This is a genomic window from Flavobacterium sp. KH_001, from assembly GCF_057840745.1.
The window spans coordinates 3,338,852-3,361,715 of sequence record NZ_CM174520.1 but is presented as its reverse complement, the minus strand read 5'-3'; the positions used below and the strand labels follow the sequence as shown (position 1 = coordinate 3,361,715).

The window sequence follows — 22,864 nt, the reverse complement described above, 5'->3', positions numbered from 1 at the left end:
TATATCTACCAAGTCTATATAGTTTTGTTTTACCAACAAAACTATCATGATTTCATTCAGACACATTACATTTATTGCTTTATTTTTCACCAGCTTTAATTCTTTTTCTCAAACAACTTATCCTAAAATTACGGGTTATTTCGGCGTTATGCATCCAATTGTAACAATAAGTAGTGAACAAACCAATTTAAATTTCAGGGATTATTATGCTGTTGGTTTTCCAACCGGAATTAACATTTGGAAAAGCGCAAAAATAGGTTTTTCTTTTGAAGTTGTTCCGAATATAAAAGTACAAGGTGCAAGTGACAAAGTAACCAATTTATTATTCCATCCCGGTGTTCTGGTTGCCTTAGGAAAGGGTTATACTTTTGCCGGACGAGCAGCCTTTGAAAGCAGCGGAAGATATGGTTTTACACCAGTGCTAAACAAAACGGTTATCAAAAGTGACAATTGCAGTTATTTTGTTGCGGTTCCGCTTCCGGTTCGATTTGGTAACGATCATCCTGCAACGTTTACGGTAGGTTTTCAATTTGGAATTGCATTTTAAAAACACACAATAATGGCAGATTCAAAATATTCATTAAAAGAACTTACTTTATATTTTCTAAAACTAGGCACAGTAGGTTTTGGCGGGCCAGTTGCCCTTGTAGGTTACATGCACAAAGATTTAGTAGAAAACCGGCAATGGATCTCAGAAGAAGAATATAAACAAGGCTTAGCTTTGGCACAATTAGCTCCAGGCCCTTTGGCCGCTCAATTGGGCATCTATATTGGTTTTGTACATTACCGATTATTAGGCGCCACGTTAATCGGGTTTGCATTTGTATTGCCTTCTTTTTTAATGGTTGTCCTTTTAGGAATAATATACAAATTATACGGAGGATTATCCTGGATTCAGGCCGTATTTTATGGCGTTGGCGCAGCTGTAATTGGTCTTATAATGGTAAGTTCTTATAAACTTACCGTAAAATCAATTGGTAAATTCAACTTCGAATCCTTAAAACTAAATTGGTTGTTGTGGTTGTTTTTTCTCATTGCTCTTGGCGTAACTTTTATAACACAGCAAGAACCTGTTTTACTATTTATTGCCGCCGGTTTATTATATATGATTATAAAAGCACCGCCGAAATGGTGGAATTCAAGAGCTGTAAGTTCTATATTGCTGCTACAAGTTCCTTTTTGGAATTATGAAAGCACAACATTACTAAAAATCGCGATTTTCTTTGCGCAGGCAGGAACGTTTGTATTCGGAAGTGGATTAGCCATTGTGCCTTTTTTACATTCAGGTGTAGTAACTGAAAATCATTGGCTGACCGAACAACAATTTTTGGATTCTGTAGCAGTTGCCATGATTACGCCTGGTCCAGTAGTTATTACAGTAGGATTTATTGGTTACTTGGTCGACGGCTTTCTTGGAGCTTTGGTTGCTGCCCTTGCGACATTCTTGCCTTGCTATTTATTTACTGTTGCAATGGCGCCTTCCTTTCACAAAATTGCCAAAAATAAATCGGTTAAATCATTTGTTGATGGTATTACCGCCGCCGTTATTGGAGCATTGGTAGGCTCAGTTTTTGTAATTGCTTCGCGCACGATAATTGATATTCCAACTGCTTTTATAGCCGCAATAACAATTGCGACTTTATTATACATTAAAAATATAGCTGAACCTTACATCATACTTATTGCTGCTGTTCTTGGCTTAATTATAAAATTTGTTTAAACAGGAAAGTTTCACGTTGGTCGTCGTGGCAAAAAACTCAAGACTCTTTATTGAAATTTAGGTTTTAATTTTTTTAAGGAGCTGTTTCCTGCTGTCCTTCCAATCTTTTGTGCCGAACCCCGGCACAAAAGGATTTTCCCTCCCATCAGGGCTAGGGCACTCATTTTCAAAAGAAGTTTACTTTTTAAAATCAAATACTATTTATTTTTAAATATCATTAGCTCAATAGATTAATTAACGAAATAACGCAAATCTTCTTTCGTAATAAATTATAAATTACTATATTTCAACAACTTAACAAAAGGCACACTCATTGCTTGTTTTTAAAAGTATTCATTTCTTGCCTTTAATCCTTTTTTGAAAACATAACTAAATTTTACCTATGGAAACAAAATTTGATATCATCGTTATTGGTTCAGGTCCGGGCGGCTATGCCTCGGCAATTAGATGTTCGCAATTGGGTTATAAAACTGCAATTGTCGAAAAATACAAAGCTTTAGGCGGTACTTGTACCAATGTAGGCTGCATACCTACAAAAGCATTACTCGATAGTACAGAACATTATCATACCGCCGAAACCAAATTTGCTACTCATGGTATCAATACAGGTAAGCTAAGTTTAGATTTTACCCAATTAATAAAAAGGAAAAGCGAAGTTGTAGAACAAAATATTAATGGTCTTAATTTTTTAATGAAGAAAAATAAAATTGAAGTTTTTGAAGGAATTGCTTCATTTTTAAACGACAAAGAAATAAGCGTTAAGGGAACTGACGGTTCATCAACAACAATTTCTTCAACCTATTATATTATTGCCACAGGCTCTAAACCTGCTACAATTCCTGGTGTTGAAATTGATAAAAAGAGAATAATTACTTCTACGGAAGCACTTTCGCTTCCTGAAAAACCAAAAAGCATGGTAATTATTGGCGGTGGAGTTATTGGTGTCGAAATGGCTTCAATATATGCAAGAATAGGAGTCGAAATTACTATAATTGAATATTTTGACAGCCTGATACCGACAATGGATAAGGATTTAGGAAAAGAACTTAAAAAGATATTCACCAAACAGAATATTAAAATCTTATTGAGCCATAAGGTACAGTCAGCCAAAAATAATGGCAAAAACACAACAGTAAGTTTTCTTGACGCAGCAAATGCTCCACAGGAAATTACGGCCGATTATTGTTTGGTTGCGGTTGGAAGAAAACCTTACACAGAAGGTTTAGGTCTGGAAAATACTGGCGTAGAATTAGATTCAAAAGGCAGAATTGTAACCAATGAAAAACTCCAAACCAAAGTCGAAAACATTTATGCTATTGGTGATGTTGTTGCCGGAGCAATGCTGGCGCACAAAGCAGAAGAAGAAGGTATTTTTGTAGCAGAAACCATTAACGGACAAAAACCCCATATCAATTACAAATTGATTCCAGGTGTTGTGTATACCTGGCCTGAAGTTGCTTCTGTTGGTTATACGGAAGAAGAACTGAAAGAGAAGAATATAGAATATCGTGTCGGCAAATTTCCTTTCTCTGCCAGCGCAAGAGCGAGAGCCGCTATGGAAAAAGATGGTTTTTCTAAAATTCTTTCCGATCCAAAATACGGTGAACTGCTAGGCATGCACATCATCGGTCCGCGAGCTGCCGATTTAATTGCACAAGGCGTAATTGGTATGGAATATGAAGTTACCGACGAAGATATGTTCCGAATTTCATATGCTCATCCAACTTACTCTGAAACTTTAAAAGAAGCTTATATGATTGCTTCGGGACAAGGAGCTATTAACATTTAGAATTGTTTCAGGTTTCAGGTTTCAGGTTTGGATTGTGTAGCTTAACCGAAATGTTCGCAAAGTTAATCACATACAGCTTTGCGAACTTAATAAAGCCAACTATCAGATACCAATAAAAAACATACTTTGCGTGCTTTTCGGTAAAATTAATTCGTTATCTAATTTCAAAAATACTAAGAAACTTTTGTTCTAATTTTTTCCTCTTTCTTTCTTCATTCCACCTCGAATAAAAAGCCATAAAAAGTAAAAACAAGTTAACGATTGTAGACGCTCGTCTGAGTCCTTTCGCAAAAAACAGAAAAAATATATTGATTGCCAGAATTAGAATTATTGGAGAATAGTACGCCCAAAATTGCTGATATTTATTGCTTGGTTCAACAATATATTCAACTTTTAGTCTATTATTAAAGCTCTCATATTTCCCTTTAACAATAAAATGTGTTGCTGATTTTTTTGAATTTACAGTTAAACTAAAACTGTTATCATCAAAAAATCCATAGAAAGTTTTTATTGCACCTGATAAAGGAAATATTCTAACCTGCCCCAATGCTGCTTTTGGTGAACCAATTTCAGTATTGTTTTTTAATCTTACTCGAAATTCTTGTAAGCTGAGTTTTGACTCCATTTCATTAATATTTCAATTTCGATAATAATAGCTAATTTTATTTTAACCGAGCTAACTCAATAGAACCATAAATTGCTCCAATGGCTTCAAAAACTTCATCTTGATTCTCAATTGACTTCCAACCTTTTTTTGTTAGTTCATTTCTAACTTCGTCTTCTGATTTTCCCTTTATAAAAAGGTAATTAGTAAAATCTATAACTTCAATTGGAATTCTTTCTAATTGATAAGCCGCTATTATTGAAACTAATCGTAAAAATGAAATATAATATGTTAACACTAATTGAAGAATCCAGCTTATAAGCAATCCTATCCAACCAGTATTTATTTTTTTAACCATTAGTCCCTCGGCAAATCTAATTTTTAGAAATTCAAAAAAACTTATTCTTTCAAAATTGTTTTCTCTCAAAATTATCTCAAATTGAAAATATTGATTGGAAAGATAAATTATAACAACCATTACAATCAATAAAGTTTGGATTTTTGATATATCAGTAAAATTTGCCAATTTTATTAAATATTTTAATGAAAATGCAATTGCTAATGCAACTAGCAATTCAAAAGCTCCAATAATATATATTACATGAATTGAAACTTCTGCAATAATAAATCCAAGTATTACTGATAGTATCAGGCCACCCCCGACTAAAATTGAAAAATTTTTCTTTTTTGGCTGGTTGGGTTCTGGCAAATTTTCAGGAATTATATAATCGTCCCAGTTGTTTTTTCTTTCAGTTTCTTTTTCAAGTTCACTTAAAGCTTCTCTATCATATTCCTTTTCAGTCTCTTTTAATGCATGGATAAACAATTTAACTCTTTTCGAATTTCTTCCATTATCCCACATTTCATTCCCTAAAGATTCACTTTTTACTTCTACATTTCCATGATTAAAAGTAATTGTAATTGCTTCAGTCCATTTTTCAACCCCAAATGCTTTTTCTTTTCTTTTTGCTTCAATTGATTTTTCATCTTTATAAACAATATCCCAGTTTAATTTCAAAATTGTCTTTTCAACAATTGGGATAAATACAGTTTTGTTTAATGAGGTACGAAATTCTTCTTTGTATTTTGGTGTGAAATGAAAACTATGCTTTTTAGCAATATTTTTTTCGTAAATCTTAAATTTTTCTTCCATGAAATTGTTTTATTTTTTTTAAACATTTAACAATTTATAATAGCTTATTTGAGTTTTATTTTTTTTTCTATTGCGGCGCTAATATACTCTTCACCATTTCATTCAAGGCATTTCCATGAATGTTTTTAGCCAGAATAATTCCGTTTTTATCAATCAAAAAGTTTAATGGGACAGATTGAAGCATATAATCTACAGCAGCTGGAGATTTCCAATACTTAAGATCACTTACCTGTATCCATGGGAGTTTTTGTTTGGCAATTGCTCCTAACCAAAGTGGCTTTTTCGTATCCATTGAAACACTGTAAATGGATAATTTACCCGGATAAGTATTGTATAATTTTATTAATTCCGGATGTTCCTTTGTGCATGGTCCACACCATGATGCCCAAAAGTCAATTAAAACTAAATCTCCTCTTAAAGAAGTCAGTGCTACATTATTGCCTTTTGTATCCGGAAGGTCAATTTCTGGTGCTATATCTCCTACTTCAAGTCCTACAACTTGTGCATTTGAACTGGTTATCACGCAACATAAGAATCCTAAAATAAGTAAAGTTTTTTTCATAATGGGTTAAGTGTTATTGGGGCTTTTGCAAAGTTTCAAGTTTTCTTTGTTTCAGGTTTCAAGTTTAAAAACTTTGCGACTCTGCGACTTTGCGAGATTTATACATTAGCAAATATAAATACTTCTTTATAATTCTTCCCTCCGTCATAAAATTTTCCTAAATATTTTTTCTTAAATTGGTATATCGGGAAAAGTCGATATATTTGCACCATGGAACAAATAGAAATCTTTAAGGCACTGTCAAACAAATCCAGATTGCAAATGCTGGAATGGCTAAAAGAACCCGAAATACACTTTCCGGATCAACTCCAGCATGCAGGATTTGAACACGGCGTTTGTGTCGGGCAAATACAAGCCAAGGCCGGCCTGACGCAATCTACAGTTTCTGAATATCTGTCGATTTTACAACGTGCCGGCTTTATAGAAGCGAAACGCGTGGGACAATGGACTTACTATAAACGCAACGAAGGTGCCTTTGAAGCACTCAGTAAATTAATTCAAACTAATTTGTAAATTACTATGAGTACAAACAACCTGTTTTCGCCATTTAACTTAAAAACGTTAAATCTTAAAAATAGAATCGTAATGGCGCCAATGACACGCTCATTTTCGCCAAACGGAATTCCAACTGATGAAGTAGCTTCTTACTACCAAAAAAGAGCTGAAGGTGAAGTTGGTTTAATATTATCTGAAGGGACAGTAATCAACAGACCTTCATCATCAAATGATGCAAACGTACCTCACTTTCATGGCGATACAGCTTTAAAAGGATGGAAAAAAGTGATTGATGAAGTTCATGCTGCCGGAGGTTCAATGGGGCCACAAATATGGCATATGGGAATTATGGACAACCACCATTCTGGATGGGTTCCGCCAGTTCCTTTTGAAGGTCCGTCAGGATTAAACAGACCTGATTTTAGAAATGGAGTTGCCATGACAGAGAAAGATATTGAAGATACCATTCTTGCTTTTGGACAAGCTGCTGCTGATGCTAAAAGATTAGGTTTTGATACGATTGAAATTCACGGTGCGCACGGTTATTTAATTGACCAGTTCTTTAGAGCTGAAACGAATTTACGTACTGATATTTATGGTGGAAAAACATTACCGGAACGTAATCGTTTTGCTATTGAAGTAGTGAAGGAAATCAGAAAACAAGTTGGAAATGATTTCGCAGTTATCATGCGTTTTTCTCAATTCAAACCTTCTGATTACAATTATAAACTGGCTAAAAATCCGGAGGAATTAGAAGCCTGGCTTACACCTCTTGTGGATGCCGGAGTGGATATTATACACGCGTCGCAACGTCGTTTCTGGGAACCTGAATTTGAAGATTCTGATTTAAACTTTGCAGGATGGGCTAAAAAAGTTACCGGAGCACCAACTATTACAGTAGGTTCTGTGGGACTTTCTGGAGATTTCTTTGGAGCGTTTGCAGGAGAAAGTTCAGAGCCAACTTCTTTAGAAGAATTAAACAGACGTTTCGACAGAGGCGATTTTGATTTAGTTGCTGTTGGAAGACCGCTTTTATCTGATCCTAATTGGGTTGCGAAAATCAAAGCCGGAAAAATGGATCAATTGAAAGGTTTTAGTAAAGAAGCTTTGGGAGCATTGGTTTTAGAATAAAGAAGGTACAGAGTTACAAAGGTTCAAAGGGACAAAGGTTTTAACCTTTGAACCTTTTTTCAAAAATACAAAAGGGATGAAACTTTAAAAGTTTCATCCCTTTTTTTGAATAGCTAATAACTAACAAAATTAGAAATTCAATATCTTTAGTTAGGTACAGAGTTGCAGAGGTACAAAGGGGCAAAGTTTTTAACCTTTGCATCTTTGAGCCTTTGTCCCTTTACAAAGAAACTCTTCTTTTCTGAAATTTATTCTGAAGCCAATTTCTAACAGGCTCATCGTATAATTTCAAACATAAAAAGGCAATAACGATACTGGCAATTAAAACACCGATCCCAATTCCGTAACCATCTTTTATCTCTACTTTATTATCAACAACCCAGGCAGTATACCAATAAATTAGAGGATAATGTGTGATGTAAATTGGATAAGAAATATCACCTAAAAGTTTGCATATTTTAGCTGAGAAAGCACTTTTGATTTCACCTCCTGCTCCAATCGCAACAATTAGAGGAAATACTAAAATAATACAGAAAGATTCATATAAACCGTTCATCCACAAACTATTTTCATCTCCAATTCTTGGTATAATAAGCACTGCTGAAATCATTAAACTACAAATCCAGAACGCACCTTTGATGTGAATTAGTTTTCCCAGACGGCAAAGTAAAACACCTGCAAAAAAGGGATATAATAAACGGGTAAATCCAACATTCATTTGTTCCAGATTCAAAGACCATCCGCCTATAACGTCTCCTTTTGGTCCGAAAACAGTATAATTAATCAGCATTCCTGCGAATATCAATACAAAAATAGTCATGACTTTATTCGAGAATTTACGGAATAAGACAGCGTATAAAATATTGGCAATATATTCGAAGAAAAGCGACCAGGCTGGTCCGTCAAGCGGATGCATTTCGCCCCAGCCTCTGATTTCTAAAGAAGGTGGAATTGGTAATAATGTAAATCCGATTACCATGGTTACAATTACTTTCCAAACTTCCATTCCGGCAATCATGGGAAATAGAATATCAGATGCCTGAAAATAGTAAAATATAGCACCAATGATCATTCCCATAATGACCATGGGCTGAAGGCGAATCAAACGTCTTTTATAAAACTCCCATTGAGTCATTTTTGCCCAGCGATCGTCATAGGCATATGCCACAACAAATCCGGACAAAAGAAAAAAGAAATCAACGGCTAAATAACCGTGATTGATTATTTGTTTAAATCGGCTTCCTCCGTTATGCGCTTCGAAAATATGAAAAGCAACAACTAAAATTGCCGCTACTCCACGCAAACCGTCGAGAATTTCGTAATGTTTTTTTGGTTTAAAATCGGTAGAAATTGAATTCATAAAAAATGGTTAATGGTTAGTTGTTAATGGTTAATTATTATTGAACTTATTTAACCGCAATCCCGATAGCTATCGGGAGCAATGGTTTTACGCAAAGATCGCAAAGCTTTGCGAACTTAATAAAGCCAATTGCAAGCAAACTATAAAAATACTTTGCGCACTTTGCGGTTAAATTAACTTTACAACATAGGAGTTCACAAAGCCTTACGTAAAACTACATAATTATCTAATTTTCTAATTATCTCAATTATCTAATTATTTTATTCCTGATGATTCTTAAGCCATTCCAGCCTTCTTTGATCCGGTAAATGTGTTACTTTAAAATTTTCGAATTTAGCCTCAAAACCTTTTCCGTCTGGCGATGCAGCCATTAATCCAACCATTACTGGTGTATTATCTTGTAAAGGCGCATTTCTGGTCATGATATAATTTTTATCATCATAAGAGAAAAACACTTCAACAGCATCTAATCTTCTTACTACTTTTATCCAGACAAAAGGTGGCGCTTTATCCAAAGTTGTTACACTCCAGTCGCTTTTGTTGTGTGTTACCACTGTGCTAATATTAAATTTTCCGTCGACAAATTCAACTCCGGTTTTAATGTAGTTTTTTTCATCAATACGAATCATTAATCCCATTTGATCAAATCTTGCAATGTAATTACCCGTTATTTTTACTTTGGCTTCAAATTCTCCGCCATAAGTTGCGTAATAAAAAGGTGCATCATCAACTGTAAATCCGTAATGTGAAATACGCCAATAATCACTGCTGCCGGTTACATTCATAATTAATGCATTGTTTTTAATTTCCCATTTTTCAGGTTCATTAAACCATTGCATTTTATTCAGGCTTTGCGCCGAAAGGTTTTGTGCCAAGAATAAAACTATGGCGCCAAATAGAATATTTTTCATGTTATTCATTTTTTTATTTAACTACTAAGATATTTAAACTTTTAACATCTAACATTTTACATCTAACTAATTGAAAAAGCAAAGCTGCAACTTTTTACCATTGCAGCTTTACAACCAACCAATTTAGAAAATTAATGAAATTATTGAAGTGAAAAACTCACTTTAGATTTTATAGCTGTAGATGATGCACCAATTAAAGCTTCAAAAGCTCCCGATTCAGCAACCCAGTCGTGTTTTTTATCGTCGAAAAAACTCAAAGCCGTTTTATCAACCGTAAAAGTTATCGTTTTCTCTTCTCCTGCTTTAAGTAAAACTTTCTCAAAACCTTTTAATTCTTTAATTGGACGAACCAAAGAAGATTTTAAATCGGAGATATAAAGCTGTACTACTTCTGAACCTTCTCTGCTTCCTGTATTTTTCACTTTCACAGAAAATGTAATCTGATCTCCAGCCGACATTTGTTTTTTGTCTGCTGTTACTTTTCCGTATTCAAAAGTCGTATAACTTAATCCATGTCCGAAAGAAAATAACGGTTTTACTTTATGTTTGTCAGCCCAACGGTAACCCACAAAAATGCTTTCCTTGTATGTTACATCATCTCCTCCTGGAAATTCACCCAATGCATGGGCTCCGTTATCAGACAATTTTACAGGGAAAGTGAACGTTAATTTTCCGGAAGGATTTACATCTCCAACCAAAACTGCCGCCAGCGCATTTCCTGCTTCTGTACCTAAAAACCATCCTTGTACAATTCCCGGAACTTCTTTTACCCACGGCATCGCCACAGCATTTCCTGAAATATTTACATAAACGATGTTTTTATTTACTTTCGCCAATTCGCTGATTAATTTATCCTGACCATAAGAAAGCTCTAATCCTTTACGATCATGTCCTTCATCGTCCTGATTTTCACTTTTATTTAAACCTCCGATAAACAGTACAATATCAGCATCTTTGGCTACTTTTAAAGCTTCCGCAGTCAATTCTGCCGGAGAACGTTTTTCTTCTAAACTTACTTTTGCAATTACCCCGTTATAATTACTTGTCGGGTCTCCAACATAACCGCGAGCGTAAACGATTTCCGCCTGATTGCCAATTCTTTTCTTTAATCCTTCAAGTGGTGTGATTTCGTAACGTGCTTTCAATGAAGAACTTCCTCCACCAACAGTCATCATTTTAATGGCATTTTCACCAATAACAGCGATCTTTTTAGTTTTAGAAAGATTGATTGGTAAGATGTTATTGTTATTTTGAAGTAATACGATTCCTTCTTCAGCGATTTTTAAACCTGCCTGAGCGTGTTCTTCAGTTCCAAAAGAACCAAAAGGACGATTTTTATCCATAGTCGTTAAGAAAGACAAACGTAAAATACGACGTACTTTTTCGTCTAATTCTTTCGTTCCAATCTCCCCTTTTCTAATCATTTCTGAATAAGGTTTTGCTAAATAATAGTTGTCATAAGCATTACTTGTTCCCCACGAAAGTCCGTTGGTCCAAGAACCAAATTCCATATCCAAACCATTGTGAATCGCTTGTTTTGTATCGTTAACGCCTCCCCAATCTGAAACTACAACGCCTTTGAAACCCCATTCTCCACGAAGAATATCGTTTAACAAAAACTCATTGTGGCAACATTGCTGTCCTTTGTATTTATTGTAAGATCCCATAATGGCCCATGCATCACCTTCTTGTACAGCCGCTTTAAAAGCCGGAAGATAGATTTCATATAAGGCACGATCATCAACAATTACGTTTACTGAGTTACGATTCGTTTCCTGATTGTTTAAAGCGAAATGTTTAACGCAGGCAGCTACTCCATTCGACTGAACTCCTTTAATATAAGGAACCACCATTTTTGAACTTAAGAATGGATCCTCTCCCATATATTCGAAGTTACGTCCGTTTAATGGTGTTCTATAGATGTTTACACCAGGCCCTAAGAGTACATTTTTGTTACGGTAACGCGCTTCTTCTCCAATTGATTTTCCGTATAATGAAGACAATTCCTTATTCCATGTTGCTGCAAGTGCCGTTAAAGCCGGAAAAGCAATACAGGAATCGTTTGTCCAGCCTGCCTGATCCCATTCATCCCATTTAACTTCGGTGCGAATTCCGTGTGGTCCGTCGGTCATCCAGTTTTCCGGAATTCCCAGACGCTTTACACCCGGAGAACTAAATTTAGATTGCGCATGAATCATAGCAATTTTTTCAGCGGTTGTCATTTTCGAAAGCGCATCTTCTACACGTTCACTAATTGTTTTTTTATCATCAAGATAAACCGGAACATTGTTTTGGGCCTTAATCCCAAACGAACTCAACATAAACAGAACAAGAAGAGTTTTAACGTTTTTAAACATAACTATTAATTTATTAAAGCATTTAATTTACAAGCAGGGACTTTTAGTCAAAAGTACCTTATAATAATATTGTAAAGCTAAAACGTTATAGTTCGTGTTAGAATTTTAAACGAAAAAAAGTAGTGAAATAAAAAATCAAAATACTGATTATCAATTAATTAATTTTTAAAAACTGGCAAAAAAAGTAGTGAATTTAAAATAAATAGTTACATTTTCAATGAGATTAAACCAATTTTCATGACCATTTCTTCAAAATCATTTCGGGAAACCGCCGCTTTATTTCGAGCTCTAGTGCGATAGTTATAAATAGTACTTAAAGAGTAACGAAGAAAGGCTGCAATTTTTACACTGTCTGTAATCCCAAGTCGGATAAGTGCAAAAATTCGAAGTTCTGTATTCAATAATTCACCTTGTTTTAAAACAATCTGTTCTTCTTTAATAAGCAAATCATTAAAGTCTTTGACAAACGTTGGATATAAATTCAAAAAGATAACATCGAAATTCTTGTACAATTCTTCCAGTTCATTATCAACCAGAGTTGTTGATTTTAGCATTTTATAAATTTCATCAAATTGTTTTGCAGTTGCCTTCTTATTAAGGATAATGCGATAATTTTCTAATTTATTAATGTAAGTCGAACACAGACTGAAGAAATGCGCAATATATTCTTCTTTAATGTGATTTGATTCTGATAACTGGGCGTTACGTTCCTGCAACTGATTGTTAGTTTCGGTAATGTCTTTGTTTAATTCGGCTAATTTTTGACTGGTTTCATAAAGCTCTCCACGAATTCTGGATACCTTTTTCATTTGTTTGTAAACGTAAATTACAGCTACAATCAAAAATGCCGATAACAAACTAATGCATAAAAGATAAAGCTGAAGTTCTGTTTTTCGCTTTGCTTCTCTTTCTGAATAAACAGTATTAATAATCGAATAAACTTCTGACATTAAAAGCGTACGAAATTGTACATTACAATAAAGCGCATCTTCAATCGCCGATTGCGTCAATTTATAGGCCATGTCGACATCTCCAATTTCATAAAAAACTAACGCCAATTCCTGTAGTGAAGCATTATCTTTATTGGCATTTTTTAAATCGGCAGTAGCAGAAAGCGCATAGTATTTTTTTCGCAGTTCTAATTGATGTGATCTTTCATAAATACTCCCTAAAAGGTAGGTAATCATTGCGTATTGCAGATTATCTTCTTTAGTATTTTCCAGTAAAGCTTTTAATTGTTTCTCAGCTGCACTCTTTTTAAGATATATGCCTTGCTGAATTTTATTGATTTTATAATTTAAAGAATTAGGATCTAATACCATCAAAAGAGAATCGCGGTATTTTTGAATTTGCTGCATGTATTGAACACTATAACTATTGGCAGCATAATGTTCGAAAAACTCACGGTACGCTACATAATAATTAGGAAGCAAAGCCTTTGACAAAGTTTTCTTGTCTATACTTTTTATCAATGCTTCAGATTCCCGATATTTTCCTGAGGAAGAATAAAGCGTGACCAATTGTATTTTGGCTAAATTAGATAAATCTTGATTTTGAAGTTCTTCGGCAATTTTCAGATTCTTTTTGACATAAAAGATAGCCGAATCTGAATTGAATTTTTGATATTCTGTATACAAGGTTTTGTTGTAGTTGTACTCCTGCTCTTTCGTTAAATCGTCTGATTTAATTTTTTTGAAGTTTAAAATACGTTCTTCTTTCAATTGAACGTAGCGCTGTTTATTTTTTAACGCATCGTTTAGCTTATCCAAAATAGTATCTGTACTATCTGATGCATGAACCGGGTTTCCTAAAAGAACCAATAAAAGAAATAACAAACAATTTTTCAAACTAAATAAAGATAAAGGATACCTACAAATATAGTAAAGTGATGCAATTAATTTGAATTATTTATTAAGGTCTGCTTTTTCCAAATACCAAATTTCATAACAAAAGAAATATAAAAAGCGTTTTATAAAAACCCCATTTTAAAGAAATCTGCGCAATGTTTTTTCTAATTTTGTTAGAACAACATTTCCTTAATTAAAACTAAAGCAACATGCCACATTTTGTAATTGATTGTTCCGAAAACGTAATCCGATTAAAATCTGCCGACGAAATTATGCAGGAAGTTTTTAACGCCGCTTTATCAACCGATCTTTTTATTGCTTCCGAAATTAAAGTCCGTATCAATCCATTTTCATATTATAATAATGGAAATACGCTGGATGATTTCATTCACGTATTTGGATATATTATGGAAGGCCGAAATACCGATCAAAAAGCAAAATTATCAAAAGAGATTGTAACAAAATTGAATGAAATACTCTCTGAAGTCCCAGTAATTTCAATAAATATTAAAGATTTTGAGAAGGCGAGTTATTTTAATAAAACGATGATTTAAGGCTGATGTGATATAATAAAATTTATATCATTATATATTTGTTATAAAAATTAAAGCCAAATAACCCAAATATTGTCATCCTGACGGAGGAAGGACCACACTTGTAGCTCCGCAAAGTACATCGCCACTCTTTGTCGAGTTTCTAGTGTGATCCTTCCTCCGTCAGGATGACAAAAATGCGAATAAAAAAGCTTTGTCAAAGTTTAAAACTTTGACAAAGCCGAGATCTATTTTCTTTACTCTTTACTCTTTACTCTTTACTCTTTACTCTTTACTTTTCAATTAACAGCAATTGGTGCTGCCAAACAACTTTCCGGAATATCAAAAGCATTTACCAGTGCTACTGCATCTGGCCGAATATCCCAACAAAGCTGGTTGACCATTTTACGGATTGCTTTAGTTTTTACCGCTTCCATATAACCATCTTCAAGATACCAGCCTTTGTTTTTTTCTAATTGCGAAAGCGCGTATAATTGATTCAGCTTCGTCAAGATTTCTTTTGATTTTTCATCCTCAACCGTTTTAATAGCAGCCTGAAATTGTTCTAAAACTACTCGTTCTAAGTACGCCTGAGCAACATCTATCATTTGGTGTTGTACCACATTGAAAGCATCGTAAGGCTCTAAACCATTATCAACCAATTTTTTAATACGTTGTGCTGCTGAGGCCAAAATTGTTTTTTCTCTGTGAATAAAAGCCTGTAAGTGAAATTGATCATCCAGCAAATGTTCATCATCTGTTCTGCGGGTTGCTATCGGATTTTTTTCGGTAATAGCGACTTTAGCATTTTCATAGACATAATTGATAATTCCCAAAGAACCCATTTCGCCAAATGCTTTTCTGAATTCTGATAAACGATTTTTGGCGACTAACTGCATCAAAACAGTATTATCACCTTCAAAAGTGGTATAAATTTCGGTGTCGTTTTTTAAATCATCGATTCTGTTTTCAGATAAGTATCCTTTTCCGCCACAAGCCTCGCGGCATTCCTGCAAAATATCTCTGGTGCTCCAGGTAGAATACGATTTCATTCCGGCAGCCAAGGCCTCGATTTCCTGCATTTCATCTTCCGTTTTATTCAAAAATCTTTTAGTCAGATATTGCAAAGCAAAATGAACCGCATATGTTTTTGCCAAGGGCGGAAGTAAGCGACGTTGGTGCATTCTGTAATTTAAGATCGGAACTTCTGAACCGCCTTCAGGGCCAAATTGTCGTCTTTGATCACTGTAACGAATCGCAATTGTCAATCCTGATTTGGCTGCCGCCAATGCAGAACGTGGAATTCCAATTCGGCCTCCAACCAAAGTTCCGAGCATCGTAAAAAATCGCCTGTTATCACTCGGAATCGGGCTTTCAAATTCGCCTTTCTCATTGACTGAAGCAAAACGATCCAGCATATTTTCTTTCGGAATAACAACATTATCAAATGAAATCGTTCCGTTATCAACGCCATTTAAACCCATTTTATGACCGCAATCGCCAATGGTAATACCGTCTAAAGTATTTCCGTTTGTATCACGCAACGGAACTATAAAAGCATTTACACCGTAATCATGATTATCAATTATTAATTTAGCGAAAACGGTTGCCATTTGTCCGTGAACAGCGGCGTTGCCAATATATTCTTTTTGAGCATTTTTGTTTGGCGTATGAATGGTAAAAGTCTGCTCGTTATGATTATAAGTTGCAGTTGTTTCTAATCCTTTTACGTTTGAACCGTGATGTGTTTCGGTCATCGCAAAACAACCCGGAATTTTCAACGAACCAATATCTTTTAAGTATTTAGCATAATGTTTCTCGGTTCCGAGCGATTGAACACTCATTCCCCAAAGACCAAACTGAACACCAAATTTTATCACTAAACTTAAGTCATGATAACTCAAAGTTTCCATGATCGCAAAATAATCGGCTATGTTTTCTCCTCCTCCATATTGTTTTGGATAAGCCATATTTCCGAGGTTTTCTTCGGCTAAAATTTTACACCAATTGTAAACGGTCTGGCGGTAAACAGTAATATCGGTGGAAGTTTCATAAGCAAATTCAGGTCTTGAAATCACCGATTTTACTCTTTTAATAATAGCAGCTTCATTTCCATCCAAAAGTTCTGTTATCTTTTGAATATCAAAATTAGAAGTCGTTTGAGAATTTGCCGTAAAAGAATCTGCTTTAGTTTTGAAGTTCTGAATAACTTCTTCGCCTAAAATTCCTAGATCATTTTCAAGCTTTGTAAACTCAGGTTTTATTGTTGAAATGTCTACATCTTTTTCAGAAAGTGCCTCTGCAATATCAAAAATAGATTTTATAGATGATTTATTATGAATGCTTTTCTCTATATCCAGTTTCCATTGTGCGAGTTCATTTCGCGAAGGCGGATTTGAAATATCTACTTTAGAAAGAAGCTGTTCTTTTTCTTCGGGCGAAAGCCACACTAGTGTTTTGATAAATTCCTGAATCGTAGCAAACTCTTTTTGAGTTAACAAATCATCGGACCACACTAAATAGAACAAAGGTATAAAGGCTTGGAGCTTGGTATTTTTCATAAGAATACAAAATCGGTTTAGGAATAAAGTTTTAAATATTGCTCAATAAAAAAGCAGGAATGAAAATACTCATTCCTGCTTTAAGATCCTGTTAAGATTCTGGTAATTTTATTTTTAAACCAATAAAAAGTATGCAAATTACATTTAAATAGAATCTTTAGACGACAGGGTATATTTCTGTTTTAACGCAAAAATATGGTGTGAATTAAAAACGATAACCGCTATAAAAATGATGCTGTAAGCTGCAATTTGTAAAGCACTAATGTGTTCATGAAAAACAAAACTTGCTAAACAAAAAGCAATCATAGGATTGATATTCAAAAGCATTCCAACTGTTGATGAATTGATGCCTGAAAGTGCATAAAGGTTCAGGAACAAAGGAAATATGGTAAACAAAATTGCAATGGTTTCGATACAGAAATAAAACTTAAATTCGGTTGGAACAGGCCCGCTGTATGCCGGATAAAAAGGCAATAAAAATAAGGCTGCCAAGGTAATATGAAACGTTAGCGTAATAAACTTATCAAAACCTTTATTGATACGCTGGCTTACTAAATAAGAAGCGTATGTCAGACCAATAATAATACTGAAAAACATATCCATTATTGCTGTGTAAGACAATAACAAACAACCGGAAACACTCAGTCCGACAGAAATCCATTGTGTTTTGCTTAGTTTTTCTTTTAAGAGAAAATAAGCCAATAAAGTGGTCAAAATTGGACAAACCAAATACGCCAGCGATGTTGCTTTTACACTTACATGATTCATCACATAAATAAAGGTGAACCAGTTTAACATCAGAAAAACACTTCCGCCAATATTCAATAAAATTGCTTTTCGTTTCTCTGACGCTGATAACGCCTTAAAAATTGAGACTGTTTCTAATACTTTTTTTCTCTTAAAAGCAAAAACAATTAGCAACATCAAAATACTACAGCTAAAAACGCGGTAAAATAAAATATCTAAAGAAGGATATTCATGGATAGGCTTTAAAGCCAGACTAAAAAATCCCCAGATTGCAAAACAAGTAATGGCTGCTATGTAATATTTGGTTGTTTTCACGATGATTAATTTGATTAGTTTTCTATTAAAGCAAATTTCTTAAAAATAAAACAGCAATACAGATACAGTTTTTGTAAATTGCACCATAACAGTTTTTTTTTATGAGAAATTCGAATTACTTATATCTGCAGTTTGCTGATCGCATCGAAAAGCAAATAAAATCGGGCGTTTTGAATGTTGGCGATAAGCTTCCTTCAATACGTGAAGTTTGTGCCGAAACAGGTTACAGTATGAGTACCGTAAGCAAGGCTTATTATGAAGTGGAAAGCAGGTCTTTGATTGAATCAAGACCTCAATCCGGTTATTATGTGAGTAATACCTCTGCCAGAATTATTACAGAACCTTCTCCAAGTAGTCCTGTTTTAAAATGCCAGAATATTGATCGTGAAGATTTAATTGATCAGGTTTATGGTAATATGACAGATAGCAATATTACGATGCTTTCTTTGGGTTTTCCTTCGAATGAACTTCTTCCTATTGCTAAATTAAACAAAGGAATTATTCAGGCCACACGTCAGCTTCCCAATAGCGGAACAAGTTATGAGCAGGTACAGGGAAATCTTAATTTGAGAAAAGAAATTGCACGTTGGTCCTTTACCTGGGGCGGTTCCTTAACGGAACATGACATTATTACCACTCCGGGCTGCACAAGTGCGATATCACATTGTTTGATGACGCTGACCAAACCCGGAGATACTATTATTACAGAAAGTCCTGCCTATTTTGGGATTTTGCAATTGGCTAAGTCATTAGGTTTATATATAATGGAATTGCCCACAAACATGACTACCGGAATTGAACTAGAAGCTTTAAAAAAAGCACTTGCGACAAAAAAGATAAAGCTCTGTTTGTTGATGAGTAATTTCAGCAATCCGTCCGGAAGTATGATGCCAGTTGAACATAAAATGGAAGTCGTTAAGTTGATGGAATTTTACGATGTTCCGTTAATTGAAGATGATATTCACGGTGATTTGTATTTTGGCTCCAGCCGACCAACTAATTGCAAAACCTATGACGAAAGTGGCATTGTTCTTTGCTGCAGTTCTGTGTCTAAAACATTGGCTCCAGGTTATCGTGTGGGCTGGGTTTCACCGGGGAAATTTAAAAAGCAAATATTGCGTAATAAGATTTACCATACGCTCTCCTCGCCTACTATTACACATGAAGTTGTGGGCGATTTCCTGAAAAATGGACGTTATGAAAATCACCTTCGAAAAATTCGACAAATCCTGAATCACAATTGTAATAATTATATAAATACGGTTCTCGAATCTTTCCCAACAGGAACAAAAGTAAGTCAGCCACAAGGTGGTTTTTTTCTTTGGATCGAATTGGATAAAAATGTTGATACGGCAGCTTTTTATCATTTGGCTATGAAACACAATATTAGCATTGCGCCGGGTCGAATTTTCTCTTTTCAGGATCAATTCTCCAATTGCATGCGCCTAAGTTTTGGTTTGCCTTGGACAAATGAACTGCGAGAAGCAATCAAAACATTGGGAAGACTGCTGCATTATTAAAATAGAAAACCAGACAACAATTACGTTGTCTGGTTTTAACAAATCAAAATCCAACATTAATTACAAAACAAAATAAGCGTCTGCTTCCACTTTTTTTGTTTCCGGCTTAAGATCAAACTCTTTAATGATATCAAATTCACTTTGATATTCATTCAACATTTGCATTATGTTTTTTTCTATCGTGTTTGCAATAGCAGTAACAGGTGTATCTGTTGGTCTGTTCTCGAAAGGATCCTGCAGGTGAATTGCCATTCTTTCAATTAAAAAGAAAGCTGCTGCAATTGCTGTAATAAGCGGAATAGCGAACCAGCTCAATACGCTAGTCAATCCGAAAGGCAACAATAAAATAAACAGACATAATGTTAATCTGATATACATGCTGTATGTCGTTGGGAAAATGGTGTTTTTAATTCTTTCACATTTCCCCATATGATCACATAATCTTGATAAAGTATTGTCAATTTCCACTTGCTGATACATATTTATGCTTTTCTCATTTTTAGCATTTCTAAGATCTCTTGCGTGCAGCATTAAAATCGCGTTTGGAATATTTTGATGGTTTTTAATAAATTGCAATTCTTCATCACTTACCAAACCTTTAAGCGGTTTTATAGCATCTTTATTTCGAAGTGCCTGACCCAAACTATAACACCATGCAATCTGTCTTTTGGCGAAATTTTCTTTGAATTCGCTTGCTTCTACAGAAAAATCAGGATCTTTGTAAAATGTCAGTACCTGACGAATTAAGGTTCTTGAATCGTTTACAATTGCTCCCCAGACAATACGGGCTTCCCACCATCTGTCATAAGCCTGATTTGATTTAAAGGCTAATAATAAGGATATAATAGTTCCAATCATTGTTGGAATAGCAATTGGAATATCAACTGGCAGGTTTATAAAATAGTAATGAAAAATTTCGAATAATATCGTGTATGTAATTACTAGTGCTAATTCTACTTTAATTTTTCCGAGAACGTACCTCATTGGAATTCTTTTCTTTAATAACATCTTTTCGGCTTTTAATTAAACTTATATTTATTTTGAAGGAATGAGCCTTACGCCATTTCTTCGTAGAGCGACAAAACTGGAAGTCCTAATCTATCGTTGATATTTTCTTTCTTATTTTTTTTGAATTTGATTTTTTCGCCTTTACGTGTTTCGACTAACAAGTCGATATCGTATTTTGAAATGGCTTCTGATAAATAAGGAGCAAATTCTTCGTAGTTATCATCAAACTTTGAAGTTTGGCTAACAATTTCGAAAGAGAAATTGGCACTTAAATACTGCTGAACATCTTTAACATGCATATTAGCATTACCGTTTTCAATGTAAAGTGCTTTATTAAAATCTTCTTTGAATTCTTCGTTTCCTAAATGCAAAATCGGGCATTTTTGATTTCCTGCCAATTGTATCAGATATTGATGAATTCGTTTTGTTTCTTGTTTATAAGAATTGGGCAGAACAACTAATTTTACATCAAAAGCTTCAATAATTCCTTTAAAAATTGGAGCAGAAAGTCCGTATTGATTGTGAATTTTTATTTTGCAGTTTGGAGTATGTTCGATAATATATCTGCAAGTTTCGAGAACTAGTTCCTGACTTGAAGTAAGACTAACTCTCATTTCACGCAAAAACTGTGATGATGAAAAAGTATCAGGAGTATCTGAAACCATCATTAGAATAATCTCGCAATTAGTATTTTTTGCCTGATTAACAGCTGATTTTACAGCGCTGATAGTATCTTCTTCTAAAGTCGTTGGTATAAGGAAATTTTTCATATGTATAATTGTTTAGTTTATACATACAAAATAACTGCTCGTATATTAGAAGGTTCTTAATCTAAAATTAGAATTTCCTAAGATTCAACATTAGAATTTCTAATGTTGGCTTTTTTGGTATTGTCTTTCTTAAAAATGATTGTTACAATCGTTCCTTTATTCTGTTCCGATTGTACTTGTATCTCGCCATCATGCATACGGATAATCTTAGAAGCTAAAGGAAGTCCTAAACCATAACCAATATATTTGGCTGCAATTTTCCCTCTAAAGAAAGGTTCATATAAATGCGGAATATCTTCTGGCGGAATTCCGATTCCGATATCATTAATACTGATTTTAATCCAGTCTTTATTGGCAGAAAGCGTCACAAACACTTCATTATTGTCAGAATATTTAACTCCGTTGGTAATAATATTATTGATCGCCAATTCTAAAAGAGGCTTATTACACGGTATTAAAAGCAGATTAGAATCTTTAGGAGCAAAATTAAGTTTGATGCTAACGCGGTTGTCCGGATAAATTTTATCCAAATCCGATTTTACATCCATTAATAACTCATCAATTCTGGCAATATCTAAAACTTGTTTTTTTCCGTCGTAACCGGTTTGTGTTAACTTCAACAAACTTTCAGTTAAATTTCCTAATCTTGAAGCCTGGCTGTAAATATTCTCCAATGACTGAATATATTCCGGAACTGCTCTTTCTTTCAAAAGCATAATTTCAGACTCGGCAATAATGGTCGTAATTGGTGTTTTTAATTCGTGAGAAGCATTATTGATAAAGTTCGCCTGAATTTCAAATGAAGTTTCCAGTCGGTCCAGCATATCATTAAAAGTATGCGTAAGATCTGATATTTCATCAGAATTTTTAACTTCGGGTAATCTGTTATGAAGATTAGAAGCACTAATTCTGTTTACCTCTTTTGTAATTCTCGCCACCGGATTAATAACTTTTTTAGCCAGAAAACGCCCCAAAAAGAAAGCCAGAATCACAAAACCGATTCCGCCAAAAAGCAATATTTTCACGATATAAACTGTCGTGGTTTTACCTCTTTTGTCACGCGCACCAACGATAACAATATATTTTTGATTGTTTTCTGTAAAAATCTGGCCTAAGTAATATTTACTATTTACCTCAAAATAGTCTTTTCCGGTTTCCAGAATATTGGAGTAAAATTTATTTGGTAAATTTAGTTTGGTATTATAATCAAAACTATTGGCACTGTTTATTTTAAGAACATATTCTTCCTCTTCAATAAGTTCTTCCAGTCCATTTTTTTTAAGATTGCTATAGTATTTTTTCTTTTCAGGATCATTTTGAAAATGAATTGAAGCCACAATTTTAGCTCTGTCTTCTAATCTTTTCAGGAAATGATATCGATTATTTTCACGAAACAATACAAAAACTAAAACACACAATAACAGTGTACTAAAAGTAGAAAGTGCAACATAAGTAAAAGTGATTTTTTTTCTTATATCCAT

19 protein-coding genes are annotated in these 22,864 nt (G+C 34.3%); 7 read left to right on the top strand and 12 right to left on the bottom strand.

Going from position 1 to position 22,864, the window contains the following annotated elements:
- Window positions 1-46 precede the first annotated feature (46 nt).
- From AC3ITQ_RS14560 to lpdA, 3 genes are all read left to right on the top strand, one after another.
- Window positions 47-547 (top strand): hypothetical protein, encoded by a 501-nt coding sequence (locus AC3ITQ_RS14560; protein WP_489234899.1) that lies wholly within the window; start codon window positions 47-49, stop codon window positions 545-547.
- 12 nt (window positions 548-559) lie between these two features.
- The gene (locus AC3ITQ_RS14555) at window positions 560-1,720 is read left to right on the top strand and encodes a chromate transporter (RefSeq protein WP_489234898.1); all 1,161 of its coding nucleotides are present in this window, start codon (window positions 560-562) and stop codon (window positions 1,718-1,720) included.
- Between the two features lie 382 nt (window positions 1,721-2,102).
- Window positions 2,103-3,509 carry a dihydrolipoyl dehydrogenase gene (gene lpdA, locus AC3ITQ_RS14550; protein WP_072971057.1) on the top strand — a complete coding sequence of 469 codons (1,407 nt, stop codon included), beginning with the start codon at window positions 2,103-2,105 and terminating at the stop codon, window positions 3,507-3,509.
- 154 nt (window positions 3,510-3,663) lie between these two features.
- Here lpdA and AC3ITQ_RS14545 read toward each other — a convergent pair whose 3' ends face one another.
- From AC3ITQ_RS14545 to AC3ITQ_RS14535, 3 genes are all read right to left on the bottom strand, one after another.
- Entirely contained in the window at window positions 3,664-4,134 is a 471-nt protein-coding gene (locus AC3ITQ_RS14545) for a hypothetical protein (protein WP_489234897.1), read from the bottom strand.
- Window positions 4,135-4,171: 37 nt separating this feature from the next.
- Entirely contained in the window at window positions 4,172-5,266 is a 1,095-nt protein-coding gene (locus AC3ITQ_RS14540) for a hypothetical protein (protein ID WP_489234896.1), read from the bottom strand.
- Between the two features lie 67 nt (window positions 5,267-5,333).
- Window positions 5,334-5,828, bottom strand: a complete 495-nt coding sequence (locus AC3ITQ_RS14535) for a TlpA family protein disulfide reductase (RefSeq protein WP_489234895.1) — start codon at window positions 5,826-5,828, stop codon at window positions 5,334-5,336.
- Window positions 5,829-6,038: 210 nt separating this feature from the next.
- Between AC3ITQ_RS14535 and AC3ITQ_RS14530 the strand changes: the two genes are divergently transcribed.
- The gene (locus AC3ITQ_RS14530; protein WP_026985435.1) at window positions 6,039-6,341 is read left to right on the top strand and encodes an ArsR/SmtB family transcription factor; all 303 of its coding nucleotides are present in this window, start codon (window positions 6,039-6,041) and stop codon (window positions 6,339-6,341) included.
- 6 nt (window positions 6,342-6,347) lie between these two features.
- Window positions 6,348-7,454, top strand: a complete 1,107-nt coding sequence (locus AC3ITQ_RS14525) for an NADH:flavin oxidoreductase (protein ID WP_489234894.1) — start codon at window positions 6,348-6,350, stop codon at window positions 7,452-7,454.
- Between the two features lie 220 nt (window positions 7,455-7,674).
- On the opposite strand, the gene AC3ITQ_RS14520 is transcribed toward AC3ITQ_RS14525, so the two are convergent.
- The 4 genes from AC3ITQ_RS14520 to susR all read right to left on the bottom strand — a co-directional run bounded on the left by AC3ITQ_RS14520 (window position 7,675) and on the right by susR (window position 13,929).
- Window positions 7,675-8,814 carry an acyltransferase family protein gene (locus AC3ITQ_RS14520; protein ID WP_489234893.1) on the bottom strand — a complete coding sequence of 380 codons (1,140 nt, stop codon included), beginning with the start codon at window positions 8,812-8,814 and terminating at the stop codon, window positions 7,675-7,677.
- A 260-nt stretch (window positions 8,815-9,074) separates the two neighbouring features.
- Window positions 9,075-9,725, bottom strand: a complete 651-nt coding sequence (locus tag AC3ITQ_RS14515) for a DUF1349 domain-containing protein (RefSeq protein ID WP_489234892.1) — start codon at window positions 9,723-9,725, stop codon at window positions 9,075-9,077.
- Between the two features lie 140 nt (window positions 9,726-9,865).
- Window positions 9,866-12,082, bottom strand: coding sequence for a glycoside hydrolase family 3 C-terminal domain-containing protein (locus tag AC3ITQ_RS14510; RefSeq protein WP_489234891.1), 2,217 nt, complete (start codon window positions 12,080-12,082; stop codon window positions 9,866-9,868).
- Between the two features lie 206 nt (window positions 12,083-12,288).
- Window positions 12,289-13,929, bottom strand: a complete 1,641-nt coding sequence (susR, locus tag AC3ITQ_RS14505; RefSeq protein ID WP_489234890.1) for a SusR family glycan utilization regulator — start codon at window positions 13,927-13,929, stop codon at window positions 12,289-12,291.
- A 209-nt stretch (window positions 13,930-14,138) separates the two neighbouring features.
- Here susR and AC3ITQ_RS14500 point away from each other — a divergent pair, with 209 nt between their 5' ends.
- Window positions 14,139-14,483 carry a 5-carboxymethyl-2-hydroxymuconate Delta-isomerase gene (locus tag AC3ITQ_RS14500; RefSeq protein ID WP_489234889.1) on the top strand — a complete coding sequence of 115 codons (345 nt, stop codon included), beginning with the start codon at window positions 14,139-14,141 and terminating at the stop codon, window positions 14,481-14,483.
- Between the two features lie 278 nt (window positions 14,484-14,761).
- On the opposite strand, the gene AC3ITQ_RS14495 is transcribed toward AC3ITQ_RS14500, so the two are convergent.
- Window positions 14,762-17,023: an acyl-CoA dehydrogenase family protein gene (locus AC3ITQ_RS14495; protein WP_489234888.1), complete on the bottom strand. Its 2,262-nt coding sequence runs from the start codon at window positions 17,021-17,023 to the stop codon at window positions 14,762-14,764.
- A gap of 144 nt (window positions 17,024-17,167) precedes the next feature.
- The gene (locus tag AC3ITQ_RS14490) at window positions 17,168-18,085 is read right to left on the bottom strand and encodes an EamA family transporter (RefSeq protein WP_489234887.1); all 918 of its coding nucleotides are present in this window, start codon (window positions 18,083-18,085) and stop codon (window positions 17,168-17,170) included.
- 101 nt (window positions 18,086-18,186) lie between these two features.
- On the opposite strand from AC3ITQ_RS14490, the gene AC3ITQ_RS14485 reads away from it, so the two are divergent.
- Window positions 18,187-19,605: an aminotransferase-like domain-containing protein gene (locus tag AC3ITQ_RS14485; RefSeq protein ID WP_489234886.1), complete on the top strand. Its 1,419-nt coding sequence runs from the start codon at window positions 18,187-18,189 to the stop codon at window positions 19,603-19,605.
- A gap of 60 nt (window positions 19,606-19,665) precedes the next feature.
- Here AC3ITQ_RS14485 and AC3ITQ_RS14480 read toward each other — a convergent pair whose 3' ends face one another.
- From AC3ITQ_RS14480 to AC3ITQ_RS14470, 3 genes are all read right to left on the bottom strand, one after another.
- Window positions 19,666-20,613: a bestrophin family protein gene (locus tag AC3ITQ_RS14480; protein WP_072971068.1), complete on the bottom strand. Its 948-nt coding sequence runs from the start codon at window positions 20,611-20,613 to the stop codon at window positions 19,666-19,668.
- Window positions 20,614-20,660: 47 nt separating this feature from the next.
- Entirely contained in the window at window positions 20,661-21,383 is a 723-nt protein-coding gene (locus AC3ITQ_RS14475; RefSeq protein WP_489234885.1) for an adenine nucleotide alpha hydrolase family protein, read from the bottom strand.
- A gap of 77 nt (window positions 21,384-21,460) precedes the next feature.
- Entirely contained in the window at window positions 21,461-22,864 is a 1,404-nt protein-coding gene (locus tag AC3ITQ_RS14470; RefSeq protein ID WP_489234884.1) for a sensor histidine kinase, read from the bottom strand.